Raw genomic sequence first — 18,037 nt, 5'->3', positions numbered from 1 at the left:
CCAACACGCCTTTGAATTTAGCGGCTTTTACGTTCTCGATTAAATTATCGACGCCCAAATTATTAAAACCAAAGCGGTTCACAATGCCCTGTGCTTCTCTCACGCGGAATAAGCGCGGCTTAGGGTTGCCAGGTTGTGGGCGCGGTGTGACGGTACCCACTTCAATAAAACCAAAGCCTAAAGCCGCCATACCATCAATCACCGTTGCGTTCTTATCCAAACCAGCAGCCAAACCGACTGGATTCGGAAACGTAATTCCCATCACCTGCCGAGGGCGGCAAACAGGCGGTGCAGGATACAACTTTAAAACGCCCAAGCGCTCAGCGGTTTTTAAGCTTTTTAAAGTAAAGTCATGAGAGGCTTCAGCATCAAACTGAAATAGGAGTGGACTTGCAAGAGAGTAAATATTCATACCGTGATTTTACTTCATTCTATAGGTTAGCCAAAATTGAAACTTCATTGTTGCGAAGTCATGTGTCGGGGGTAGCCCGACAGCTAGTCACTTTCTTTTAAATGCCTAAAAAGTACCAGTGCTTGGCATGTCCGCCAAGTGACCGCTGTTGCACAGCGACCTTGGCGCCAAAAGTAACCAAAGAAAGCGGCACCCCAACACCACGGCCTACGGCTGCCTTGCGCTACTCAACATAAAGGCAGCAATCGGAAACTCGCCTATGGCTCAAACAGCCGCTTGCTGAATACACCTTTATGTCTGCGTTGCTCAGCGTAGTGCAAAGGGGAAAGTTGGAACATCGCACCGCTAAGCTTTTAATACAAAACCTCCACTCGTTGGTTTTGAATTTAAATCCCCTGCTACCGCGCCTGAGATTTATTTTGTTTTGAGAGGATGTCGGTAAGCGGCTGTTTGAGCGAAGCGAGTTTCCGCTTGCCGTCTCAAAATAAGATAAATTTCAGGAAACAAGCGGTAGGGGGTAGCCTTTTCTTTGGTTTCTTTCTTTTGGCTAAGCAAAAGAAAGAAACTCGCTAGTCGCGCGAGAGCGACCACTTACATACGGCGCAATGTCTTCCAGTTATTGCTTACTCTTTATAAAAATAATTCCAATCTTCCAACTCTGAGCCATGCATCTTTTCTAGTGTATTTCCGAACTCTGGGGAAAATTTTCTTGCGTGAGCTAAATCATGCATCGGTACCAAATAAGTTTTAGATGTTACCAACCCATTAACGTAATGAGCTTTTAGCTTAATTTTAACATTTCCATTCTTAACTCTAGGCTTAAAACTACCCCAGCTCTCTTCTTGCTCAAAATATACAATACCTGTTTCCCGTTGAGCCTCTAGCAAATATGTTTTACCCACGGAATTCATCAACATGCTCCGCTGAAAGAAAAATGGAAATACCCTTAAATTTTCTCCTACCGTATGGCCAAAATCGCGTAAGGAAGGTACTGAGCTTAGCCAAAACCAAAAAAAGGTAAACTTAAAAGAATAGTTATGATAACCAAGTTGAATATCTTTTATTGTTGTTGGTGCAGACCCTGAGTTTGTAATTGTCACATAAACTACTGCTGCTGTTCTATGAGTTGAATTCCCTTCTTTCTTACGGCCTAAATCAAAATTGCAAAAGAAACTTGGCTGGGATATAGAAATTTCAATTTTGGGTCTACGTAAGATTGCTCTAAAAACCCCACTAACCCAACCAAGAAATATAGTTACAAAAAATATAAGTACTGATATAAATCCTGAGTTGTCATTAGTCCATTTTATAATAAGTTCTAAAATTTCCATATTTTATGAGCTTAACGCCACTTCTACCAAATTATCACTAAACGTCGTCGAATGCCCCATATCGCCAAACTCCGCTGAACTAATACAATTCACCGTGCCATTGTTCAACTGCCGCCAATAACCAAGCGTTGCCACCACAATCCCCGCATTTACATCATCAGAAATTTTAGCGACACCTGAAAATTCACCACGTCCATTAAACACTTTCACCACATCCCCCGCTTTAATATTTCTTGCCGTGGCATCTAGCTGGTTAATCAACACAAATTGCTCGCCCTGCCCTTTAATTTTCTCTTCCACATTGGCATAACAAGAGTTTAAAAAGCCGTGACTCTTAGGCGAAATAATATTGAGCGGGTATTTAGCCGCTAATTCTGGGTTGGTATCGGCTGTTTCGCGCGATTCCACGTAATCTGGTAATGGGTCTAAATCCTCGCCCGGCTGAAAGCCTTCGTACATTTGGCGGAAAGGCCCAGCCACAAAGTTTTTAGCGCCTTCTGCCATCAACTGGCATTTACCGCTTGGAGTTGGGAACTCACCTTTCGCATGACGGGCGCGCACATCTTTATCACCAAAAGCTTTTAAGCGGGCAAAACCATGTTTGCGCAGGTAATCTAAATCAATGCCATCGCAGGTTGGGGATGCCCAATCCACGTAGTTTTCTAGGCACTCGGTGTCGTTCCATTTAAAGTTATCTTCTTCATAGCCCATCAATTTGGCTAACCGTCTAAAAATTTCATTATTAGGAATCGCCTCACCTGGTGGGTCTATACATTTTTCATTGTAAGTGAGGTATAAATGCCCCCATGACAGCACCATATCTTCCATCTCGGCGCCCATAGCGGCTGGCAGCACAATATCGGCGTAGGCGGCAGTGTCAGACATAAAGTGCTCAGCCACCACCAAGAATAAATCTTCATTCGCCAATCCTTTGGCAATTTTGTCAGTCTCAGGCGCTTGGGTGAGCGGATTGGTGTTCCACACCATCACGGATTTAAGCGGTGTTTTTAAATTGAGCTCACCCAATAACGCACGGCCAAATTGCAGATTATTCACCACTGGCGTGCCTTCTGGGATTAAATCTGGGCGTGAAATCACATCAAATTTATAAGGGTGCTCCCATACTGGGAATTGCAACGCGCCGCCGCCCACATGACGCCATGCGCCAATAAGCGCAGGCAAACAACTCACCGCACGAATGGCTTGGCTGCCGCCATAATTGCGCTCTAGCGCAACACCTAAGCGAATGGCTGCTGGTGGTGTAGTTGCATATTCGCGTGCAAACTTACGAATATCATCTGCAGGAATACCTGTGATTTCTGCTGCCCATTCTGGGGTGCGTGTTTTAGCGCGTTCGGCTAGTTCTTTGTAGCCTACGGTGTAGTTATCAACGTAGTCTTGATCAACCAAACCTTCGCTAATTATCACGTTCATCATCGCCATTGCCAGTGCGCCATCCGTACCGGGTTTGGGCGCAATATGCCAATCGGCTTCTTTAGCTGTTTTTGATGCATAAGAATCGACCACCACAACTTTAGCGCCTTTTTTCTGCGCTTCATGGATGATGTGCCAGTGATGTAAGTTAGTGCTCACTGAATTACATGCCCAAATCACAATGTATTTGGAATGCGAGAAACTTTCAGGATCTACGCCTGCAGTTGGCCCAACAGTGAGCAACCATGCGGTACATGAGCCTTCTCCACAGAAAGTACGCTCACACACAGTAGCACCCATACGGTTGAAGAATGCATCACCGCCATTTAAGCCATGTACCAAGCCTTGGTTACCCAAATAGCTGTTAGGCATAATGGCGTGTGGGCCGTCAGTGGCAATAATTTTTTTCCATTTAGCTGAGATTTCAGTAAGCGCTTCATCCCAAGTAATGCGTTTGAATTGCTTGCTGCCTTTAGCGCCAGTGCGTTTGAGCGGATACAGCAGTCTGTCAGGATGGTAATGACGTTTTTCGTAATCTTTGAGTTTGACGCATAAACCGCCGCGCGTCATTGGGTGCTCGGTATTGCCTGTGACCTTCAACAACTTACCATCTTGCACATGATATTGCATACTGCAAGTATCGGGGCAATCGTGCGGGCATCCACCGTGAAAGGTTTTTATAGATTTATCAGCTGGTGCATTCATAGTTCTCTCTCCACAAAAGATTATGTCAGGCAACTTTTAAAATAATATGATTTTATTTTTATATTTGGCTTAATATATACCAATCTGTATAGCGTTGCAATGGCATAATTATCAACTAAACTATTAAGCAAATTTTTTTAAATGAACTCAAAAAACAAACCTTTGCATCTGCTTAACGGCCTTACGCCAGCGCAGTTTCTTGCTGAATACTGGCAAAAAAAACCTTTGCTGATTAAAAATGCCATACCTAATTTCACGGGCTTATTAAGCCCTAACGAGCTTGCCGGCTTAGCTTGTGAGGATGAGGTGCAATCGCGCATAGTGAAATATAAAAATGGCAAATGGATTGCAGACCATGGACCTTTTAATGATGACGACTTTGCTAAGTTAACGGATAAGCCAACGCAGGAAAACAATTGGACACTGCTTGTACAAAGCGTGAACCATCATCTGCCAAAAGGTGCGGCTTTATTACAGTTGTTTGATTTTATTCCGCATGCCCGCTTAGATGATTTAATGGTGAGCTACGCGCCTAATGGCGGCGGTGTAGGCCCACATTTTGATAGCTATGATGTCTTTTTATTACAAGGCCAGGGAAAACGCTTGTGGCGCATTAGTGAGCAAACCGATTTAAGATTGGTGGAAGGTGCACCTTTGCGCATTCTGCAAAATTTTGATACAACTCAGGAATGGCTAGTTGAAGCTGGCGACTTACTCTATTTACCGCCACACCTCGCACATTGGGGTATTGCTGTGACCGATAACGGCGTGGATTGCATGACTTATTCGATTGGCTTTCGCGCGCCTAAAAACCAAGAGTTAGCGACTGAGTTTTTAGGCTTTATGCAGGATCAACTGAATCAGGACCAAATTGTTTTGGATGGAATCTATCAAGATGCCGATTTGCGTTTACAAGAACACGCAGCTGAAATTGGCAAAGAAATGATTGCTAAAGTCAGCGCTAATTTACAAAAAATTCAATGGTCAGATGAGTTGGTGGCTGAGTTTTTAGGGTCATATCTTTCTGAGCCTAAGGCTGACGTTATTTTTGAAGCCAATAAAAAATTATCCTTGCGGGCTTTTACTGAAAAATTTGCTAACGCTGGTATTGCACTTGATCTAAAAAGCCAAATGTTATTTTTTGGTGACAAATTTTACCTGAATGGAGAAACCGTTAGCTTTACTGGCGAATCAAAAAATATATTAGTAACATTGGCTGATAAACGTCATCTTGAAGCTACTCTCATTTCAGATGCCCTATTGCAAAAACAGCTTTATGATTGGTATATTGCGGGTTATCTTAAGTTTTAGTTGAATCGATGTTTTTTCTGAATTTAAATGCAGCTTGTACTTAATTAAGGCACTTTAACGCGATGATTAATAAAGATATTAGTAACGAGCTAATTCCAGGCCAATTAATCGTTGGAGAAAAACTTTATGCGGAGGCCATTGATATTATTTTGGCGAGTGCACAACGCGAATTGCTGATTTTTGATCAAGATTTAAGTTATGGTGATTTTGCAAGTAAGCAGAAATATGAATTATTGCGTGCTTTTTTAAACAAAAGCCCCAGCAATCAATTAACGATTATCTTGCAAGGAACAGACTTTTTTCAAAACAAATGTCCGCGACTATTGAATTTACTGACGACTTACGGGCATAAAATGACCGTGTATGAAACCAATGAAACAGCCAAACATGCTAAAGATTGCTTTATATTGGCAGACGACCAAAACTACATCAGGCGCATTCATATCGATCAAGCACGTTTTCGCTACGGCCTAAACGACTTGGCTACGGCAAGTTTACTGAATACCCGATTTAAAGAGTTACTCGACGCCACAAAAGAAGCGATTACGATTGGCAAGCTTGGCTTATAAATTCAAAATCTTTATTCATGCTAAAAAAATCATACTATCTGCTTAAACCATATTGTTTACTTAAACCATATCTTCTGCTTAAACAAAGTGTGCTTCTTGCGCTATATTTAGGATGCGGTGCAATATTATTGCCGCTTAGCGCTATTGCTGCAACAGAATTTAAAATTATTGACTTACAGCACCGCTTTGCAGAAGAGATTATTCCTACCATACAAAATTTAGCTGGTGCTGATGGCGCTGTTACTGGCATGCAGAACCATTTAATTGTACGTGCCAGCCCTGAAAAAATGCGTGAAATCGAACAGGCTATCGCGGCATTAGACGTAGTCCGCCAAAATCTAAAAATCACTGTCAGCCGAAGTGGTGCAATACAAAATGAGCAGAGTGGCATTAATGTTGCCGGTCGTAAGCGCTTTGGCAATATTGAAATCACCGGTAACAGTCGCCCTCAACCCTCGAAGGGCAATTCAAAAGAGGAAATTCGGCTAGATATTGAAAAGCGTCAATCCAGCTCCACTACCAAAAATCTTCAGTATATAAGTGTAATAGAGGGTGAAACAGCGTTTATTCGTGTGGGCCAATCTGTACCTTTTAGTCAGGAATGGATAATACTTAAGCATCACTACACTAAGTTACAGAAAACAACGGAGTTTATCGACATTGACACTTGCTTTATAGTTAGCCCCCGCATTCTAGGAAATGTCATTGAGGTAACAATCACACCGCGAATTGCACAACTTAACCAAAGTGGGACTATTGATTTTGAAGAACACAGCACAACTGTGCGTGTTCCTCGAGGAGAATGGCTGGATTTAAGCGGCACCATGCAACAGAATGATGAGGTGAGTCGCGCAATATTAGGACAAAACATCAACTCACAATCACAAAATAGTCAGCTCTCAATTCTAGTTGAATAGCCAAAAATTTATTATATGTTGTAAAAAAATCACATTTTTAGGCAATTTTGTTGCTTTATCCTTGAAATAGGCTGGTTTTTTTAAAAAAAACTGGTAAAATTTGCGGCACTCGATATAGCTAATTAGATAAAACTTTTAAGCGGTTATCGAAAAAAGTTTTTTAACTAGTTATAAACCTTAAGGAATCAAAAATGACACGTTCTATTTTACTTGCTGCATTGTTAGCTCTTGCTGTTACTGCTTGTGGTGAAAAAGCTCCTGAAGCTCCTGTTGAAGCTGCACCTGCTGTTGAAGCTGCTCCTGCTGAAGCTGCACCTGCTGCTGAAGCTGCTCCTGCTGAAGCTGCACCTGCTGCTGAAGCTGCACCTGCTGCTGAAGCTGCTCCTGCTGAAGCTGCACCTGCTGCTGAAGCTGCTCCTGCTGAAGCTGCTAAGTAATTAGCCTTTAGTAAGAAGTAACAAAAGCCGACTAAAAGTCGGCTTTTTTATTTTTATCGTATTTTTTCATAGTAAATAGCTTTACTATGAAATAACATAGCGTCGTGATTAAGCTTTTAACAAAGCTCTCGCCAATCAAAACCCAACTGCTGATCGGCAATACCAACCCACTCCTGTTCACAACCTAATACCTTAGCTAAAGCTGACTTAGCTAACTTTGGCGTGTTGTTCTTCGCACTTAAGTGCGCGGCAAGTATATGTTGTAACTTACTGTTATCTAATTTTGATAACAGATTGGCAGAATCTAAATTTTCCAAATGGCCCAAATCCCCTCCAACACGCTGTTTCAGCGTCCAGCTATAAGGGCCTGTTTGTAGCATGCCAGCATCATGATTACATTCCAGCACCAATGCCTGACAACCACTCAATCTATCTTCAATGTGGGGAGTTGTACGACCCACGTCGGTAAGTACACCCAATTTTCGACTGCCATCAGAAAAAATACACTGCATCGGCTCGCGCGCATCATGTGGCACTGGATATGGTTGCACCAAAATGTCCCCCACTGAAAACTCAGTATGGCTATCCACGACATTCAATTGGAGATTATGTTGCAAGGGAATATAACGCGCTGACATTTTTAGCGTGCCGTAAGTTAGCCAGACCGGTATATTGTACTTAGCAGAAAATTTAAATGCCCCACCAGCATGATCATCATGCTCGTGGGTAATGACAATTCCAGATAAATCACTAGGCGCTAGATTTAGGCGTTCCAGCCTAGCCAAGGTTTCTTTCACACTAAAACCACAATCCAGCATCACCCTCGTGCGATTCACTTCCACCAGCAGTGCATTGCCAGCACTGCCGCTACCGAGCGAAGCAAATCGCATGAGTAATATCGGATTGCATTAAAAACAATGTTTTATTTTAATTGCTCATACATTAAAGCAATAATCCGGTTAGCCGTCGTCGTGCTGACTCTTGCGCCTTCCTTATCAACCACGGTGACTGTAGCACCGTCTTTTGCACCATCAGATACTTTGATGCGATATTGTTTTTCTGGGTTGGTCTTTTGTTTATCGTCTTTGCCCCAGAATTTTAATTTTTCGACCATGCTTTTATCTTCTTTTTCAGTAGCCACTTCTTTTTTCTCATCATCATTGCCCCAGAATTTCAAGCTTTCCAAAAGACCTTTCTTTTTCTTAGGGGTATCGTCAATATCGACATCCGCGTATCGCACAAAGAATATTCCAGTAGAGCGGTCTTTATCTTCAATCACAAAACCAATTCTATCGAGTGCCAAACCAACGCGGCGCCATGCACGATCAAACGGATCATTCAGCAACAACGTTGCACTACCGTCGGTTTCTTTTACCACTTCAGCTCGTTTTAAAGTCACTGCTGAAGCAATGATAGATTTAGACTTTTGTTCTTCCACGCCAAGTTTCACCATCAAACGACGTAATAGCTCATTATCCAATTCCGCATCCCGCGCATCAGCCTCTACCACTTTTTTAGCATCTAAACGATAACCTGTGTCAATTTCACCCAATTGCGTGACAACTTTATTTTTACCGTCATCTGGCGCACCCGATACAGAACGGTGCGTCATGTAAATCTCAGTGGTATTCGGCTCATTGCCGTGGTCTAAACGTGTGCGAAATTTTTTCTTATCGGCAAAACCAGAAAGTTTATCGAGCCATTTATCGAATTTATCGCCTAAATTACCCGTTTCATCTTTTTTAATAGCCTCAGCATCAATCCACTCAGTTTCCATAACGCCAAGTTGAGCATTTTCTGAACGAACCGCAAATCCTTGATCTGCCCAAAACTCACGAATTACTGGCCAAATTTTTTCTGCTGGGGCATTCACGACTAACCAACGCTGCGCACCGGCTCGCTCTAAGCGCACGCCTTCAGGTGTGGCCAATACTTTTTCTACCGCAGCTTCTTGATTTTCTTGTCCTTGGCTGTAGGTAGAATAACTCGTGCTGCCTGGGATTGAATAAGCCTCACTCACTGGACTTGCTGTCAAATCAGGCGGCACCTCTAGTGGCTTAGAACGTCCTGCACCTTTATAGTCAGACGTGTTATTGATAAATGGGATTGACTCACAACCAGCCAAACTGACTGCAATCAACAGGTAAATAGCGGTGTGCTTAATATTTATTTGTTTCATTCAAACCTCTTCAAAGAACAACATTCTTTCATTATAAAATACTGGCCTGTTGAGCCGCACTTCGCAATACATCATGATATTGCGGTGATAACGGCACCATCGGCAATCGAATACCTGCCTGAATCAAGCCCATTTGCACCAATAGCCATTTAACTGGAATTGGGTTAGCTTCAACAAATAATTTTTGATGAAGCTGAAAAAGCTTGGCATTCAGTGAGCGCGCTGTTATTGCATCACCTGCAACTGCGGCAACACACATCTCGTGCATCAGTTTTGGTGCAACATTACCCGTGACAGTAATCACCCCTTTGCCACCCAGTAACATTAATGACACCGCTGTAGCGTCGTCACCACTTAACACTGCAAAATCTTTGGGCGCACGTAAAATTAAATCTGTACCGCGTTCTATACCACCCGTCGCATCTTTTATTCCCACAACATTACGATGTGTGACCAATCTTAGCGTCGTCTCATTCGTTATATCACAGCCAGTACGACCGGGTACATTGTAAAGAATCTGCGGAATATCCACTGCATCTGCTACCGCCTTAAAATGCTGATACAAGCCTTCTTGCGTAGGTTTATTATAATAGGGCGCAACGAGCAAACAGGCATCTACGCCTAATTCTTTAGCCTTTTGCGTAAGCGCGATCGCCTCTTTCGTTGAATTCGCACCTGTTCCTGCAATCACTGGAACACGACCATTTACCTGTGCAACCGCCGTTTTAATTAACAGACAATGTTCATCAAAATCAACAGTTGGCGACTCACCTGTAGTACCAACAATCACAATACCGTCAGTACCTTCTGCTATATGAAAATCAATCAACGCATTTAAGGCGGGAATATCTAAACTACCGTCTTCAAACATCGGCGTGACGATAGCCACTAAACTGCCTTGAGCAACAAAACCACCTTGCGACATAGCTTACCTAAAACGATTGATAATCGATTATTTTAACTTAAAAGCTTGGTAAATATACAGTTTATCCAAGTAATCTTTCTGGTAATCTTCATATCAATCTGCATGAAAAAATTCATGCAACTATAAATTCATTGGTGAATATTAGGTATTCACTCTCGTTATATAGGTATAATTACATATACTTTGCCAAGGCTAAAACTTACCATTATATTAAGCGTCCTAGCTTGACTTAGTAAGCCTTTGATTGATTTAGCAAAGACGATGCGCGGTATAATCCAAGGCAATGCTTCAGACATTTACCATGACAATAGATTTCCATCATTACATTATGATTTTAATCGGCACAGTGCTTGTGAATAACATTGTATTGGTCAAAATTTTGGGGCTTTGCCCGTTCATGGGCGTTTCTAAAAAATTAGAAGCCTCTATCGGCATGGCTGGTGCTACTGCGTTCGTCCTAAGTATCGGTTCGATGACCAGTTGGGGTATCAATCAATATCTGCTAGAACCAAATGGTTTGCAATACCTACGCACACTCTCGTTCATAGTGATTATCGCAGGCGTGGTGCAACTAACCGAAATGGTCATGGAAAAAAACTTTCCACCACTCTATCAAGGGCTAGGTATATTTTTGCCGCTTATTACTACCAATTGCGCCGTATTAGGCATCCCCTTATTAAATGCGCAAGCAAGCCATAGCTTTGCTGAATCACTCTTCTTCGGATTAGGTGGGGCAATCGGCTTTTCGCTGGTATTGATTCTATTTGCCTCCATGCGTGAGCGTTTAGAAGCAGCTGATGTGCCTGTTACACTGAGAGGCTCGGCTATTGCCATGGTCACTGCAGCACTCATGAGTCTGGCCTTCATGGGTTTTGCCGGACTCGACAAATACTAGCCAAAACCCTTTAGCTAAATGATAAAAACATGTTAACTGCGCTTTATATCATGCTTGGCCTAGCACTTGTTCTTGGTGTGCTGCTAGGTATTGCTGCTTTACTTTTTAAAGTAGAAGGCGATCCATTAATCGCGCGCATCGACGCTATATTGCCACAAACTCAGTGCGGACAGTGCGGGTATCCGGGTTGCAAACCTTATGCTACCGCAATAGCGGCGGGGGAAGCCGATATCAATCAATGCCCACCTGGTGGCGATGCAGGCGCTCGCGCATTGGCAGATTTAATGGGGGTTGAATATAAACCACTGAACGCTGAACATGGCCTACCAAAACCAAAATCCGTTGCTTTTATCGATGAGCCCGTCTGCATCGGTTGCACATTATGCATACAAGCATGTCCAGTAGATGCCATTTTAGGCGCAGCAAAACACATGCATACCATTATTGCATCGGAGTGCACAGGCTGCGAGCTGTGCGTGGCACCTTGCCCAGTCGATTGTATTTCCATGATTCCCATTGCTGAAAACCCCGATAACTGGAAATGGAAATACCCAGTAATCCCCATCATGGCGGTACCTTTTGCAGCCAATAGTAGCAATTCAAACAAAACCAACTAGATGGTAGAAACAATAATAACGACTCAAACATGAAGGCAATTATCAATTTCGCAAGTAATTTAATTCGTGGCACCTCGCTTAAGGATGTCTACAAGTTCAATGGTGGCGTGCACCCGCACGACCACAAAGCGGAATCTACAGCGCGTCCAATCGCGAAACTTGCCATTCCAAAAAACCTTGTGCTGCCTTTACGTCAACATGTTGGCTACATCCCTAAAATTTTGGTAAAACCAGGTGACCACGTTTTAAAAGGTCAAATGCTTGCTGAGGCTGAGGGTTCCGTTTCCGCGGCGATTCATGCCCCCACTTCTGGCACTATTACGGCTATCAATGAGCAAGTAATTCCTCACCCTTCTGGCTTGCCTGACATGTGCATCACCTTGGTGCCAGACTGCAAAGACACTTGGGGTCAATTGCAGCCGATTGACTGGCGGCATACCGATAAAAAAACATTGGTAGAAAGTTTACGTGCATCGGGGATTGTGGGTCTGGGCGGCGCGACTTTTCCCACACACATTAAGTTAGGCGCTAGTGGCAAATCCAACGTCCACACACTAGTCATTAACGCGGCTGAGTGCGAACCTTATATCACCTGCGATGACATGCTCATGCGTGAACGCGCAGACGAAATCATCAAGGGCATTGAAATTGTAAATTATCTACTCGGTGCAGAAAAATGCGTCATTGGCATTGAAGATAACAAGCCGCAAGCGGCCAGTACAATGACTGCGGCATGCCAAAGCAAGGCCGTTTCAGTAAAAGTTGTCCCTACTCTTTACCCAAGTGGCGATGCCCGCCGTTTGATTCATTTGTTGCTAAATGTAGAAATCCCCAATGACAAGCGTTCGACGGACGTTGGCATACAGGTCTTCAATATCGCGACAGTATTAGCGATTTATCGTTATTTTGAGTTTGGTGAACCTTCTGTAGGCCGCGTGGTAACCATTACGGGCAACGTTGAAACACCGCAGAATTTTGAAGTGCTGTTCGGTACACCATTACAAACACTGATCACAGCCGCTGGCGGTGCGAAAGCGGACACCACGCATTTCATTATGGGCGGTCCGATGATGGGTTTTGATTTACCCAATGCACAAGTCCCCATTACCAAAGCGGCCAACTGCATTATCGCCGCAACGCCTAAATTGTTCCCTGCAGCTCCACCCGCCATGCCTTGCATACGCTGCGCACGCTGCGCAGAGGCTTGTCCTGTCAATTTGCAACCACAAGAACTCTATTGGTTTTCAAAGTCAGATAACTTTGAAAAAGCACGTGACTATAATTTATTTGATTGCATCGAATGCGGTTGTTGTAGCTATGTATGCCCAAGCGACATTCCATTGGTGCAATATTATCGTTATGCTAAAAGTGAGATTATTGCCGCGGATAAAGCCAAAGAAGCGGCTGACCTGGCCCGCGAACGCAACGACTTTAGAATCGCACGTATTGAGCGTGAAAAATTGGAGCGCGCTCAAAAACATGCAGAACGCGCGCAAGCTGGAAAAACAGAAGCTAAACTAGCTGATGGCGCCGCCACTGAAACTGGCGTAGAGATAACAAGCTCTAGGCAAGAAACTGAGTCTAAAGCTGAAACTAATACGGCTACCGCAACAGACAAGCAAGCAGCCATAGCGGCTGCTATTGCCCGCGCAAAAGCGCAAAAATTAGCTTCAGCCAATGCGACAGGCACGCCAGTAGAAAAAGCAACTTCTCCTGAAATTTCTAAAACACCCGAAACAGAAGCCGCAGAATTAAAAGCTAAAGCAGATAAACAGGCGCTCATCGCCGCTGCGATTGAACGCGCAAAAGCCCAGAAACTAGCGGCTACTCAGGCGGGATTAAGTCCAAAAAATGTAGACAATGCCAGCCCAGCCGTTCAAGAGGAAATCTCGAAAATTAACGCTATTCGAGAAGAAGTTGGCATTAAGGACAAATAAATATGTACTTGTTAATAGTAAAAAACTTTAAGCCCAACTTGTCGAATTCTTTTACTACTGGTATTTGGGCAAACATCTGGCCGATGTTGTCCAAAAAGCCAATGACTAAACATTAGGAATCGCCATTGAATCGCTCCCCCTACATTACTGACGCTCCTACCGTAAGCACAATCATGCTTAAAGTGTTGCTGGCGTTGATGCCTGGCATTATTGCTTACACTTGGATTTACGGTGGCGGGATTTTAGTGTCCCTGTCAATTGCCACCACGACGGCTTTAATTGCTGAAGCAGCCTTACTGAAAATTCGTCAACGCCCAATAAAACCATATTTAATGGACATGAGTGCTGTGGTAACTGCATGGTTATTGGCGTTGGCCTTACCGCCTTTAGCTCCTTGGTGGTTGGTTGTGGTTGGCACTTTCTTTGCTATCGTCATCGCCAAGCAACTTTATGGCGGACTAGGTTACAACCCGTTCAACCCCGCAATGGTCGGCTATGCGGTATTGCTGATTTCATTTCCGACTATTATGACCAAATGGCCCGCACCACTAATATTGGCTGAGCATCCGCTTGGCTTTGTTGATCAATTAAATTTCATTTTCAGTCACGCACTTCCGAATGGGATTAAAGTTGATGCCATCACCTCAGCCACGCCCCTAGATTATTTGAAAACACAATTAATGCTCAAACATGAAGTTTCGAGCATTACACAAGCACCCATATTCGGTGCCTATGGTGCAAAAGGCGGCGAAATTGTCACTGGCGCCTACTTACTAGGTGGCTTGTATTTACTGCAACAACGTATTATTAGTTGGCACCTGCCCACAGCCTTTCTAGTAGCGCTAGCAACCATCTCACTTCTGTTTTATGTGGGTGATCCTACACATTTTGCCAACCCACTTTTTCACCTGATGAGTGGAGCATCTTTATTGTGTGCCTTCTTTATCATCACCGACCCAATTAGCGGGCCCACAACGCCCAAAGGCAAGCTTTATTTTGCAACTGGCATTGGCGTACTCACGTATTTAATTCGCGTCTATGGAGGCTATCCAGACGGTGTTGCATTTGCAGTACTGCTGATGAATATGTGCGTACCGCTGATTGATGCCTACACTCAACCACGAGTGTTTGGGCACGAAAAATAAGCTAGACACAAGACTAATTTAAACACTAGACAAACATGCCTGAAACCATACTAAAACACACGGTAAAAACTGCTGTCACGATGATTGCTTTTGCCTTTATCGGTACGCTATTACTGGCTTTCATCTTTAAAATCACACGTGCGCCGATTGAAGCGAGTGAGAAAGAGGCCCGTTTGGCCTTGTTTAAACAAATTTTGCCTGAAAGCACCTACGATAATGATTTATTAAATGAAGCCATTGAAATTGCACCAAATGAATTATTAGGCAATTATTTACCAACAGTGGCTAATGTTGCCAAACTCAACCAAAAAACGGCTGGTGTGATTTTGGAAGCGATTGCTCATGATGGCTATAGCGGTGATATCAAGCTGTTAATTGCAATACGTGCAGATGGCTCAATTAGCGGCGTACGCGTTCTAACACACAAGGAAACCCCTGGCCTAGGTGATTATATTGACATTGCGCACGGCAATTGGATAAAACTATTTAATGATGAATCTGTCCATAAAACACCAACGCAACAATGGCAAGTTAAGAAAGATGGTGGCAAGTTTGACTACATGGTGGGCGCAACCATTACACCGCGCGCGGTAGTTAAGGCTGTGTTAAAAGCTTTGCAGTATTTTGAAACGAATAAACAAACGCTTTTTTCTGTTACTGGCGAAGCCGTTTAAGGAACATTCATGAGCAATTTATATAAGGAAATTACAGTTAATGGACTTTGGAAACAGAATCCAGGTGTAGTTCAGCTATTAGGGCTATGCCCGACACTGGCAGTAACCACAACAGCGGTAAATGGGTTGAGTCTGGGCTTGGCTACAGCATTAGTTATGGCCGCCTCCAATGGCGCGGTTTCGCCAGTGCGTAGATTTATCCCCAGTGAAATTCGCGTACCAGTGTTTATATTAGTGATTGCCGCTCTGGTGACCGTCATTGATTTATCCATTAACGCCTTTGCACATCCATTACATAAGGTCTTGGGGATTTTTATTCCGCTTATTGTAGTGAATTGCATTGTGTTAGCTAGAGTCGAATCATTTGCCGCCAAAAACTCACCCGTGCCATCCATACTGGACGGTTTTATGATGGGTATTGGCCTAACGCTGGTTTTAGGCTTACTCGGCGGCATGCGCGAAATCATAGGCAAAGGCACATTGTTTACTGGATTAGATCTTGCTTTTGGACCTGCCGCCAAACAGTTTGTACTGACGATTATTCCTGATTACCACGGATTTTTATTGGCCGTTTTACCGCCAGGTGCATTTTTAGGCTTAGGTACGTTGATTGCATTACGCAATTGGGTTGAAATTAGAAAGGCATCAAAAACTAATATTTCCACACCCCAATTGAAGCCCGCATTAGATCATTAGTCCTTTGACCTATATTGCACAAACCTTTGCAAGCCTTGGGCGCTTAGCATGAATGCAAAAAAACGCTTTGAAATTTTCAAACGCTTAAGCCTTGCAATTCCGAACCCCACCACCGAGCTCAAGCATCGCAATACCTTTGAACTGCTGATTGCGGTAATATTATCTGCGCAGGCAACGGACAAAAGTGTAAACCTTGCCACCGATCGACTCTTTACCGTCGCAAATACGCCAGAAAGTATATTGGCATTAGGATTAGATGAATTAGAAGAATACATACGTACAATTGGCCTCTACCACTCTAAAGCAAAAAACGTTCTGGCGACTTGTGAAATATTAATTTCCTTGCATCAATCGCAGGTGCCAAACAACCGCAAAGCACTAGAAGCTCTTCCAGGTGTAGGAAGAAAAACGGCCAATGTTATTTTAAATACGGCATTTGGGGAGGCCACCATTGCAGTAGATACCCATTTATTTCGCTTGGGAAATCGCATTAAGCTTGCGACCGGCAAAACTGTTCTAGAGGTGGAAATGAAATATCTAAAATCCATACCAGCAGAATTTCTACAGGACGCGCATCATTTACTGATTTTGCATGGACGCTACACCTGCACAGCACGTAAGCCTAAATGCGCAGAATGTTGCATTGCGGATTTATGTGAATACGGGGCAAAAGAATTTCATACGGTCACGGTTTAAATATAAGAAAAATATGAAAGTCGCCACCAGCATCGCCATTGGTAAGCAAGCAGATTCAGCACTTGCGTCACAAGCCGCCTTGCAAGCCATGGATAAGGCAGGAATCACGATTGCTAACAGCGTATTACTTCTACTCAGTTCAGAATTCGCTAGCGACCCACAGCCCGCCATCCTTGCTGCGGCAAAAGCCGCGAACTGCACGCAAGTATTTGGTTGCTCTGCTAGCGGAATTTTTACCGAAGATGACTGGGTATTGGATAGTCCAGCGGCAGCCGTCATGGTATTTGGAGGTGAGGTAAGCATTCAACAGGCTGATTTAAATCACGCCTCTCAGCCACTTTTAACGCTCACAGCACCAAATGCACTCAATAACGATTGGCTGCAAGATGGACAAGTACGCTATGGAGGCGTATCAGGCGACGCCGTGGGACATGGGCCATTTTCGGTATGGAAAAACGCTAAAGGCGAAAGTACCGGGCACATTGAAGCTTTTATTAAAGGTACTAAATTAGTCTCAAAAGCGTCGCATGGCTTAAAATTTCTGACTAAACCAAAAAAAATCCAGCAAGCCAACGGGTATGATGTTGAATTAGTCGGCAATCAAGCCGCTTATTTAGCCTTAAAAAAAGCTTGGAACACACATGGTAAAGCCTCCGCAAGCAGCAAGGGAAACCGCTCTGGAAAGAATGAAGTACCGCTACCTTCCCATCTGGTCATGGCGACTTATGCTGACAGTGCAGAAGCTATTCTAAACGGTGAATTCGAGCAAACCAGCGTGATAAGCTTTAATGAAGAAAATGACAGCATTACACTTGCACAGGCACTAAAAGCAAATCAGTACTTATGCTGGGGAGTGCGTGATAAAACTGCTGCAGAATCTGATTTACTGCTGACCTCCATACAATTGACCGAGCAATTAAAGGCACTTCCCGATTTTGGCTTGCTTTTTTCCTGCTTGGGCCGCGGACCTTTTTATGATGGTATTGATCATGATTTAAATGTTATTACAAAGCAGTTCCCAGAAATGCCGCTACTTGGATTTTATGGCAATGGCGAGATTGCCTCAGTAGCAGGTAAAAATCAATTATTGTCTTATTCTGCAGTACTTAGCTTATTTTCTAAACTTTCTTGATAATTTTACACTTTGCTAAAAATGC

17 protein-coding genes and 1 pseudogene are annotated in these 18,037 nt (G+C 43.5%); 12 read left to right on the top strand and 6 right to left on the bottom strand.

All coding sequences use genetic code 11. The features are described from left to right. The 3 genes and pseudogenes from HOO90_RS02005 to HOO90_RS01995 all read right to left on the bottom strand — a co-directional run. Positions 1-412: pseudogene (locus HOO90_RS02005) on the bottom strand (quinone-dependent dihydroorotate dehydrogenase); the annotation flags it as partial. A 623-nt stretch (positions 413-1,035) separates the two neighbouring features. Beyond that, on the bottom strand, positions 1,036-1,743 hold the full coding sequence (locus HOO90_RS02000) for a hypothetical protein (protein ID WP_292838944.1): 708 nt from the start codon (positions 1,741-1,743) through the stop codon (positions 1,036-1,038). A 3-nt stretch (positions 1,744-1,746) separates the two neighbouring features. Then, the gene (locus tag HOO90_RS01995; protein WP_292838942.1) at positions 1,747-3,882 is read right to left on the bottom strand and encodes a molybdopterin oxidoreductase family protein; all 2,136 of its coding nucleotides are present in this window, start codon (positions 3,880-3,882) and stop codon (positions 1,747-1,749) included. Between the two features lie 141 nt (positions 3,883-4,023). Between HOO90_RS01995 and HOO90_RS01990 the strand changes: the two genes are divergently transcribed. The 4 genes from HOO90_RS01990 (at position 4,024) to HOO90_RS01975 (ending at position 7,116) form a co-directional block, all read left to right on the top strand. Beyond that, the gene (locus tag HOO90_RS01990) at positions 4,024-5,193 is read left to right on the top strand and encodes a cupin domain-containing protein (protein WP_292838940.1); all 1,170 of its coding nucleotides are present in this window, start codon (positions 4,024-4,026) and stop codon (positions 5,191-5,193) included. Between the two features lie 62 nt (positions 5,194-5,255). Further along, positions 5,256-5,762 (top strand): hypothetical protein, encoded by a 507-nt coding sequence (locus HOO90_RS01985; RefSeq protein WP_292838938.1) that lies wholly within the window; start codon positions 5,256-5,258, stop codon positions 5,760-5,762. A gap of 128 nt (positions 5,763-5,890) precedes the next feature. Then, on the top strand, positions 5,891-6,679 hold the full coding sequence (locus HOO90_RS01980) for a secretin N-terminal domain-containing protein (RefSeq protein WP_292838936.1): 789 nt from the start codon (positions 5,891-5,893) through the stop codon (positions 6,677-6,679). A gap of 191 nt (positions 6,680-6,870) precedes the next feature. Continuing rightward, the gene (locus HOO90_RS01975; RefSeq protein ID WP_292838934.1) at positions 6,871-7,116 is read left to right on the top strand and encodes a hypothetical protein; all 246 of its coding nucleotides are present in this window, start codon (positions 6,871-6,873) and stop codon (positions 7,114-7,116) included. Positions 7,117-7,232: 116 nt separating this feature from the next. Here the strand turns inward: HOO90_RS01975 and HOO90_RS01970 are convergent, their stop codons facing one another. From HOO90_RS01970 to dapA, 3 genes are read right to left on the bottom strand one after another with little or no spacing between them, the layout of a single operon-like run. Then, positions 7,233-8,006 (bottom strand): MBL fold metallo-hydrolase, encoded by a 774-nt coding sequence (locus tag HOO90_RS01970; protein ID WP_292838932.1) that lies wholly within the window; start codon positions 8,004-8,006, stop codon positions 7,233-7,235. Positions 8,007-8,038: 32 nt separating this feature from the next. Beyond that, positions 8,039-9,295 carry an outer membrane protein assembly factor BamC gene (gene bamC / locus HOO90_RS01965; protein ID WP_292838930.1) on the bottom strand — a complete coding sequence of 419 codons (1,257 nt, stop codon included), beginning with the start codon at positions 9,293-9,295 and terminating at the stop codon, positions 8,039-8,041. Between the two features lie 31 nt (positions 9,296-9,326). After that, a complete protein-coding gene (dapA, locus tag HOO90_RS01960) occupies positions 9,327-10,220 on the bottom strand; it encodes a 4-hydroxy-tetrahydrodipicolinate synthase (RefSeq protein ID WP_292838928.1) in 894 nt (297 codons plus the stop codon). Positions 10,221-10,521: 301 nt separating this feature from the next. On the opposite strand from dapA, the gene rsxA reads away from it, so the two are divergent. The 8 genes from rsxA to HOO90_RS01920 all read left to right on the top strand — a co-directional run bounded on the left by rsxA (position 10,522) and on the right by HOO90_RS01920 (position 18,012). Beyond that, positions 10,522-11,115, top strand: coding sequence for an electron transport complex subunit RsxA (rsxA, locus tag HOO90_RS01955; RefSeq protein ID WP_292838926.1), 594 nt, complete (start codon positions 10,522-10,524; stop codon positions 11,113-11,115). A 29-nt stretch (positions 11,116-11,144) separates the two neighbouring features. Next, positions 11,145-11,732, top strand: a complete 588-nt coding sequence (rsxB, locus tag HOO90_RS01950) for an electron transport complex subunit RsxB (protein WP_292838924.1) — start codon at positions 11,145-11,147, stop codon at positions 11,730-11,732. A gap of 29 nt (positions 11,733-11,761) precedes the next feature. Then, a complete protein-coding gene (rsxC, locus tag HOO90_RS01945) occupies positions 11,762-13,669 on the top strand; it encodes an electron transport complex subunit RsxC (protein ID WP_292838922.1) in 1,908 nt (635 codons plus the stop codon). A gap of 125 nt (positions 13,670-13,794) precedes the next feature. Continuing rightward, complete coding sequence (gene rsxD / locus HOO90_RS01940; RefSeq protein WP_292838920.1) at positions 13,795-14,814, top strand: electron transport complex subunit RsxD; 1,020 nt, start codon at positions 13,795-13,797, stop codon at positions 14,812-14,814. 35 nt (positions 14,815-14,849) lie between these two features. Further along, complete coding sequence (rsxG, locus tag HOO90_RS01935) at positions 14,850-15,488, top strand: electron transport complex subunit RsxG (RefSeq protein ID WP_292838918.1); 639 nt, start codon at positions 14,850-14,852, stop codon at positions 15,486-15,488. Between the two features lie 9 nt (positions 15,489-15,497). Further along, on the top strand, positions 15,498-16,184 hold the full coding sequence (locus tag HOO90_RS01930; protein WP_292838916.1) for an electron transport complex subunit E: 687 nt from the start codon (positions 15,498-15,500) through the stop codon (positions 16,182-16,184). 48 nt (positions 16,185-16,232) lie between these two features. Continuing rightward, on the top strand, positions 16,233-16,880 hold the full coding sequence (gene nth, locus HOO90_RS01925) for an endonuclease III (RefSeq protein ID WP_292838914.1): 648 nt from the start codon (positions 16,233-16,235) through the stop codon (positions 16,878-16,880). A gap of 13 nt (positions 16,881-16,893) precedes the next feature. Beyond that, a complete protein-coding gene (locus HOO90_RS01920; protein WP_292838912.1) occupies positions 16,894-18,012 on the top strand; it encodes an FIST C-terminal domain-containing protein in 1,119 nt (372 codons plus the stop codon). The last annotated feature ends 25 nt before the right edge of the window (positions 18,013-18,037 follow it).

Origin of the sequence: Methylotenera sp. (assembly GCF_013141425.1) — a bacterium.
Classification (GTDB): Bacteria; Pseudomonadota; Gammaproteobacteria; order Burkholderiales; family Methylophilaceae; genus Methylotenera.
This window is presented reverse-complemented; position numbering and strand designations above follow the sequence as displayed.